This window comes from Amazonocrinis nigriterrae CENA67 (assembly GCF_016056305.1).
Classification (GTDB): Bacteria; Cyanobacteriota; Cyanobacteriia; order Cyanobacteriales; family Nostocaceae; genus Amazonocrinis; species Amazonocrinis nigriterrae.
Window position 1 is genome coordinate 81,787 of record NZ_JAECZC010000014.1, and the last position, 7,202, is coordinate 88,988.

A 7,202-nucleotide genomic window follows, 5' to 3' on the forward strand; every position below is an offset into this window, starting at 1 on the left:
AAGTTTCACACCACTATCAGTAAATTTGGAGATGAGGGGGATGAGGGGGATGAGGGAGACAAAGAGAAATTATCTAAATGCTCCGAAAGCTCCCCCGCTCCCCGCTCCTGTATATTCACATTGAAACAGACGTGATTGTGTCACGTCTGTAAAGTGTTTGGCGGATGCCGTAGGAAGTAATTGTTCTAAAGTTACATTGTTGTGTAAGTTACTTATTCCCAAGATTTATCATCATGTTCGTCTGTAGTATTTTCTGCTACTCCTGGAGTTTGGGGCGATCGCTCATACTGGAGTTGGTTCAACAGTGACAGCACCTTAGTACCGCGTTCTATTGAGCGGTCTTCGATAAAAGTTACTTCTGGTGTGCGACGTAGCCTTACCCGCGCACCGAGTTCGCTACGGACGAAACCTGTCGCTGACCTTAAGCCTGCCATTGTTGCTGCTTTGGCTTCTTCTGTACCATAAATACTGACGTAGATTTTGGCATGTTGCAGATCGCCAGAAACATCTACATCAGTAACACTTACCATTCCTGTACCCACGCGATCGTCTTTAATTCCGTTGAGTAGCATTTGGCTAACTTCCCGTTTAATTAATTCAGCAACACGGGAAACGCGGCGATTTGTAGCCATAATAGTTACGCCTCCTCTGGGAGGTTGTACGACATTAACAATAGCAAGCTGGTGAAGGAAAATCCTTGACCTTGCCTGAAGAGTGGTAACAGCCTGTAGGGCAGACCCCTAATAGAGCTACGTTTAGATTGTACTCAAGCCTAGCATGGCGCGTAGGGTGAGAGTCACAAACACCAAACTGCCTACAAATAAGCCCAAAAGGGCGATTAAGGTGACAGGACGTTTTAAAAGGGGCATTAACGGCGCGATCGTGTTCAGAAACACGCCCAAGAGAACGGTAACGAAGTAGCGGGGGTAGCGAAAGACGTTATCCCAAAATCCATCAAACATTTGAATATAAACTGCCTTGCTATAAACTTAAGGTTTGTTTTGATGTGCTTTATCCATTACCAATTGTAATCTATACAGGTGAAAAATTAACCAGTTAATATAAAATATGCTTCTCCAGTTAAATTTTGTTATATTTAGTAGCCTAGATTCAGTTAAATTTTGACTAAATGGTAACTCAAATCCCTAAAGCAGCTTACCCACGTCCATTTTTAAAGTGGGCAGGCGGTAAAAGTAGGTTAATTCAACAATATATTCCTTATTTTCCCAAAGATTACAAGAATTACTATGAACCTTTTTTAGGTGGCGGTGCTGTTTTTTTCTATCTCCAACCGACCGCAGCTGTTTTAACTGATATTAACTCGGAATTAATTACTACTTATCGCTGTGTTAGAGATCATGTTGAGGAATTAATCTGTTTACTGAAAGAACATCAAATCAAACATAATAGAGACTATTACTATAATATCAGAGCTAATTCTGGAGGCACTGCTCTAGAAAAAGCTGCTCGTTTAATTTATCTGAATAAGACTTGTTTTAATGGTCTATATCGAGTCAACTCTCAAGGACAATTTAATGTACCATTAGGCAGGTACGAAAATCCTAATATATGTCCAGAAAATTTACTCAGAGCAGCTTCAGCAGCACTTTCTACATCACAGATTAAACAGGCAGATTTTACAGATGTACTGAATCAGGCAACTAGTAGTGAAGATTTCGTTTATTGTGATCCCCCATATTATCCAGTCAGTCAAACTAGCTATTTTACAGCTTATAGTAGATATTGTTTTGCTGAGGAACAGCAAGTTAAACTCAGAGATGTATTTGTAAAACTAGCTGATCGGGGAGTAAAAGTTATGCTATCTAATTCCGATTGTGAATTTATACGTAATCTATATAGCAGTTTTAAAATATATACTATATCCGCAGCGAGATCAATTAATTCTGATGCCAAGAAGCGGGGAAATATTACTGAAGTACTAGTCACTTCTTATTAAAGATTATTATTAGACCAAGCAAGAAATGAACTTAAGTTATGAACGGCTAACAAATTATGATTTTCAGCTACTTGTGCTTCTAGCCATGAAACAGCTTTCGCTTTCATTCCTCCACCGTCAATTAATACTACTGCTTTTGTAGGATAGCATTTTTGAATATTCAAGTTAAGGTAAGGTAGTTTTTCATCAACTGAACCACTAGTTTGCTGCCATTTACACTCAATAATCAATCCCGAATCTATAGATGTATAACCGATAATATAAAAATCTACATATATGTCGTTACCATAAATTCCTTCTCCAATATAAACTTGCTTGGCATATCGTTTCGGTATGCTTTGAGAGTTGATAAGACATTCCAATCGTTGTTTTTTTGGTAAATCAAAGCCAACTTCGATATATTTATGTCCGCGTAAAGTACCTTCCACAGTTGTTTCTAAGACATTACCAGATGTAACTGCTCTTCCGCCTTGAGTCATATCTATCCTGATTATTTTCACAAGGTTTCCTGATTTTAGGATTCCCAGGACGCAGGAGCAAATGGTTATATTAGTTAATTAATATTAATTATTAATTTTGGATGCACAAGGATAAATTAAATTTAGGCAGGTGTCAACACAGGGTGGAAACTCAGCACCTAACGTAAATTCGCGGCTTTCGTACCAGTCCTAAGCCTCGATAATTAAAATTTACCATCCAGTAGAGGAGAAATCCACTATGACTATTAAAGAACTGCTTCTCCAAGAAATTGAATCTTCGTCAGATACCATTTTGGCTGAAACACTAGACTTTTTACGTTTTATCAAAACTAAGGAAACCCAAACACAGCCAAAACCAGAATTAGTAAATTCTACAGGCCTATCCTTGCTAGAACACTTAAAAACGATTGGCCAATGGGAAGGCGATGATTTACAAGAGTGTCTTGAGCTAGTTTATGCTACTCGCGGCAAAGCCCAGTTTGATTATGATAACCCTTTTGAATAATGTATTTATTGGATACAAATCACTGTAGTCTTGCAATTCTGGGTAATGCTAATGTGCTTCGTCACTTCGCCGAAGTGGAAAATTCTTTGATTACAACCTGTGTCATTGTTCAAGGTGAACTGATAGATATGGCAGAACGTTCTCAACGTCGGGAAAATAACTTAGCTCTGATTCACCGTTTTTTAACGGGTATATATATCCACAACATTGATGAATTTACTGCTACTATCTACGGACAACTCAAAGCAGCTTTATTCAATGAATTTGCACCGAAAGAAAAAAGCAAGCGCAGAAAAACTAAAATAACTAATTTAGGTTTTGATGAAAATGACCTTTGGATTGCTGCTGTAGGTCTACAACACGGTCTTAGTATTGTATCAGCCGATCGCGACTTTCAGCGGATTCAACTTTTAAAAGCATTGTCTGTTGAATCTTGGCTGTAAACCCCCTTCTTTGCGTCAGTTACATCATAAAAGATTGTACCAATTCTCCATAAAGAAGTTTTATTTTCAAACATCAGCTTAAATCTATAACAACTAATAACTGGAATTGAACTGAAATAAATTCAATAACTATAGTTTGACTTGAAGCTGTTTAGATTGCAGCGTTACCGTTGCGGATATTCCATGCTAGTTCTAACAGTTGAGTCCAGCGCTTTAGGACTTGTTTGGGAGTGCATTTAATGACTTTAGCGATCGCTTGGTCACTTTGGCGGGCAATTTTCAACTGCAAAAGTTGCTGTTGCTGGGGAGATAATATACCCACGAAAGTTTCCCACTGTTGAGAAGACAATCCCAAATTTTGCTCTAAACTTGCGCCTAACCATTGGTGTACTAACTGCCATTGATGTTGCTTGGCAAACTTTTCCGCATGGTATTTAAAACGTTGTTGGAGATAATCACGCTGACGGCTAGTTAGACCGAGAATTTGGTCAATTTCTGGTGCTGAAAGGTCTTGGAGTTTCAGGGTGAGGTAGTCTACACAGTCAGATTGACCTTGAGATTCCAAGTATTTGATCAATTCCAAGATGATGCGATCGCGTTCTGATGCTTCCGATGGGTCAAAATTAGGTTGTGCAATCATTTGCGATCTAATTTGTTGCACCGCCGAGTTACGCTGGTAAGATTCTGCTTCTTCACTCCTTGCAGATTCCACCGCCATTTCAATATCTACATTAGTTTCTTGGGGCTGACGACGAGCAAAACTTTGGGCGCGTAGGATAATTAATTGCTGATTGTTACCACCAGGTAAATTGATGCGGCGCTTGGCATACTGTTCTGTAAAAGCCATGTATTCTGCTAATTGCAGCTGTGTGCGCGGTGTGTAATCTTCTGCTAATTCGTTTTCCCGCCGGAAAGCTTTGATTGCTTCCATATAAAATGCTTGAAGAAAATCTTCAATCAGGTTAGAACGAGCCTCAAAGCCCAACTCTGAGCCGGGAATGGTAACATGACGGTAAACTATAGCACCCAAGGTAGCGTGTAATTCCACGCGTCCCCTTCTAGAACCAAGTCGGTAGTATTGCAGGCACTTTTGCAAGCGATGCCTAGATAAAGTTAGTTGCCAAGATTGAATTTCTCCTGATGTTTGAATGCGGTAGCTTTTATCACAGATACGTTTAACTTCTTTAGCTATGCGTTCTGCTACAGCTTGTACACACCCAGAGGTTGCTTTCACTTGAGCCTGCATTTCCTGACACAGCAGTTGCATCAGAAGATCAGGATTGTTAGCTGCCAATTCTTCAGTGGAAACGCGGGTCTCAAAAGTAGACGTAGAGATTGGTAGATTTGCAAGGTTAGCTTTCATGACTTTTCCTGGGTGTGGTATTGCACCTTAACTACAACGCAAACACGGCACCTGAAGCCAATCTTGCTAGAAGAATGATTTGGTTTCATCCATCCGCATCTGCTGCAAGTACTGTTCATATATATGACTGTAGGCAATGCAAAAAAGTTACAGGGATAGTAGTGTGTCGGTTTTTTCATCAGCAACTAAATTGCGGTTGGCACAAGAAAATTTGCCATGCCCAAAAGGTAGCCAAAACACTTGCTGTGCCGACTTTTACCGCTATTTTATTCTAACTGCTCTTAGTTATTTTAAGTATGACGATCGCTAAACTGGAGTGTTTTTGATACATTATTCCGAAATTAACGGAACAGTCTGTGAAGTTTAGTTTTTATACCCATGCCGTTACTGCTTCCCAACCTAAACCCCGCCTTGTAATCATTGGTTCGTCTCCCGTCAAATCCAGAATCGTAGATACTTCATATGTCGGTTCTTCACCAGTGTCAACAATTACATCTACTAAGTTATCTAAACGGTCAAATAGCTCCACTCGTGATAATCTAATTTCTGAATCTAGCCCTATGTTCCCATCATCTGACTCATCTGGTGGTAGATGTGCCGAAGTCGAAATAATCGGATTTCCCAAAGCTTCCAGGAGTGCCAAGCATACATTATGATTTGGTACGCGAATTCCAGTAGTCTTCCGCTTCGGACTTTGTACTAGTCGCGGTACTAACTTGGTAGCAGGTAGCAAAAACGTGTAAGGCCCTGGTATCAGGTGTCTCATAATCCGATAAGCAGTATCACTGACAAACGCATAAGTCGCCACATTTGATAGTGAAGGACACAAAAATGTCAATGGTTTATCGTTTGCTAGCTGTTTAATTTGCCGCACTCGTTCCACCGCTGACTTCGCATTTAAATCGCAACCAATAGCATAAACTGTATCAGTAGGGTAAAGCATAACTGCGCCACCAGAGAGCGCTGATTTTATTTCCTCTATTCGGCGAACTTGCGGGTTATCAGGATGGACTGCAAAAATTTTTGCCATAAGTAATTTTCAATATGATTGATGACTGATGACTGATGATTGTGAACAGTGGGTTATTTTTTTAGTTGGAAGTCCCTAAAATTAGTCGTTGTTAGTAGGAGACAGAAGGTTAAAAGTTAAATTTCTATTAACTCCCCATGCCCAATGCCCAATTCCCAATGCCCAATTCCCAATGCCCAATTCCCAATTTCCTTTTCATAAGTGCAAATACGCGAAGTTTCCATCACAATAATTGTGCATCATCTCAAATTAGCTGACTAATTTATCTGTATGATTAAAATTGCTTATCTTCAGTGTCCGACGGGAATTTCTGGTGATATGTGCTTGGGGGCGTTGGTAAGTTTAGGTGTTCCCATAGAGTATTTAACAGAAAAACTCAATGGCTTAGGAATTAGCCAAGAGTTCCAATTAAGGGCAGAACTTGTGCAACGCAACGGTCAGCAGGCGACTAAGGTTCATGTGGATTTAGTAGACCATCATCACGACCACGACCACGACCACGACCACGACCACGACCACAGCCATGATCACACACGCCACCTGCCGGAAATCGAGAAGATGATTCTCAAAGCGGGGTTGCCATCACGGGCAGAAGCTTGGAGTTTGGCTGTATTTAGGCAGTTGGCAGTAGCAGAAGGGGCAGTACATGGAATTGCGCCTGAAAAAGTTCACTTCCATGAAGTGGGTGCTGTGGATGCGATTGTGGATATTGTCGGCACTTGTTTGGGCTTGGATTGGTTGGGTGTTGAAAGCAATCACGAAGGATTGCCTTTACTGTACTGCTCGGCATTTCCAACTGGAGGCGGTACTGTCAGGGCAGCACACGGTCAGATGGCGGTGCCAGTACCAGCAGTATTGAAGCTATGGGAAATGCGGGGTTGCCCAGTTTATAGTAATGGTATTGCACGGGAACTGGTGACACCAACAGGAGCTGCGATCGCCACTACCTTGGCTAGGGATTTTGGTGCTACACCTCCAATCACCATTAAGCAGATAGGACTGGGAGCAGGTACGATCAATTTACCAATACCTAATATATTAAGGCTCTGGGTGGGAGAAAGCCCCAGTATACAGTCAGACTCCGTTTATACTGCCGATACCAATTCAATCGAAACCATAACTGTATTAGAAACTCAAATTGATGATTTAAATCCCCAAGCGATCGGCTATGTGTTTGAGGCGTTGTTTGCCGCTGGTGCGGTGGATGTCTTTACTCAGTCAATAGGGATGAAAAAGTCCCGTCCAGGAATTTTACTGACTGTGATTTGTCATCCAGAAAATTTACACAATTGTGAAGCTGTTATATTCCGAGAAACCACGACTTTAGGAATTCGGCGAACTACCCAGCAACGCGCCATCTTACAACGAGAAATTCAAGCGGTAAAAACTGAATATGGCCAAGTGCGGGTGAAAGTGGCATGGCAA

General features: G+C 41.0%; 10 protein-coding genes. 5 read left to right on the top strand and 5 right to left on the bottom strand.

What is annotated here, in order from left to right:
* Positions 1–212: 212 nt before the first annotated feature.
* Together rbfA and I8748_RS10400 are read right to left on the bottom strand one after the other, a co-directional pair.
* Positions 213–632 carry a 30S ribosome-binding factor RbfA gene (gene rbfA, locus I8748_RS10395; protein ID WP_198124506.1) on the bottom strand — a complete coding sequence of 140 codons (420 nt, stop codon included), beginning with the start codon at positions 630–632 and terminating at the stop codon, positions 213–215.
* A gap of 123 nt (positions 633–755) precedes the next feature.
* Positions 756–962: a DUF751 family protein gene (locus I8748_RS10400; RefSeq protein WP_096559319.1), complete on the bottom strand. Its 207-nt coding sequence runs from the start codon at positions 960–962 to the stop codon at positions 756–758.
* A gap of 167 nt (positions 963–1,129) precedes the next feature.
* Here I8748_RS10400 and I8748_RS10405 point away from each other — a divergent pair, with 167 nt between their 5' ends.
* Complete coding sequence (locus I8748_RS10405) at positions 1,130–1,957, top strand: DNA adenine methylase (protein ID WP_198124507.1); 828 nt, start codon at positions 1,130–1,132, stop codon at positions 1,955–1,957.
* On the opposite strand, the gene I8748_RS10410 is transcribed toward I8748_RS10405, so the two are convergent.
* Positions 1,954–2,436 (bottom strand): PD-(D/E)XK nuclease superfamily protein, encoded by a 483-nt coding sequence (locus I8748_RS10410; protein ID WP_198124508.1) that lies wholly within the window; start codon positions 2,434–2,436, stop codon positions 1,954–1,956. The genes I8748_RS10405 and I8748_RS10410 overlap by 4 nt on opposite strands.
* A 238-nt stretch (positions 2,437–2,674) precedes the next feature.
* On the opposite strand from I8748_RS10410, the gene I8748_RS10415 reads away from it, so the two are divergent.
* Complete coding sequence (locus I8748_RS10415) at positions 2,675–2,941, top strand: DUF2281 domain-containing protein (RefSeq protein ID WP_198124509.1); 267 nt, start codon at positions 2,675–2,677, stop codon at positions 2,939–2,941.
* Entirely contained in the window at positions 2,941–3,384 is a 444-nt protein-coding gene (locus I8748_RS10420) for a type II toxin-antitoxin system VapC family toxin (RefSeq protein ID WP_198124510.1), read from the top strand. Before I8748_RS10415 ends, I8748_RS10420 begins: the two co-directional genes overlap by 1 nt.
* A 151-nt stretch (positions 3,385–3,535) precedes the next feature.
* Here the strand turns inward: I8748_RS10420 and I8748_RS10425 are convergent, their stop codons facing one another.
* Positions 3,536–4,747, bottom strand: coding sequence for a HetZ-related protein (locus tag I8748_RS10425; protein WP_198124511.1), 1,212 nt, complete (start codon positions 4,745–4,747; stop codon positions 3,536–3,538).
* Positions 4,748–4,883: 136 nt separating this feature from the next.
* Between I8748_RS10425 and I8748_RS34565 the strand changes: the two genes are divergently transcribed.
* On the top strand, positions 4,884–5,057 hold the full coding sequence (locus I8748_RS34565) for a hypothetical protein (RefSeq protein WP_214662501.1): 174 nt from the start codon (positions 4,884–4,886) through the stop codon (positions 5,055–5,057).
* 60 nt (positions 5,058–5,117) lie between these two features.
* Here I8748_RS34565 and I8748_RS10430 read toward each other — a convergent pair whose 3' ends face one another.
* On the bottom strand, positions 5,118–5,777 hold the full coding sequence (locus I8748_RS10430) for an L-threonylcarbamoyladenylate synthase (RefSeq protein WP_198124512.1): 660 nt from the start codon (positions 5,775–5,777) through the stop codon (positions 5,118–5,120).
* 270 nt (positions 5,778–6,047) lie between these two features.
* Between I8748_RS10430 and larC the strand changes: the two genes are divergently transcribed.
* A partial coding sequence (gene larC, locus I8748_RS10435) for a nickel pincer cofactor biosynthesis protein LarC (protein WP_198124513.1) occupies positions 6,048–7,202 on the top strand: 1,155 nt, incomplete at its 3' end.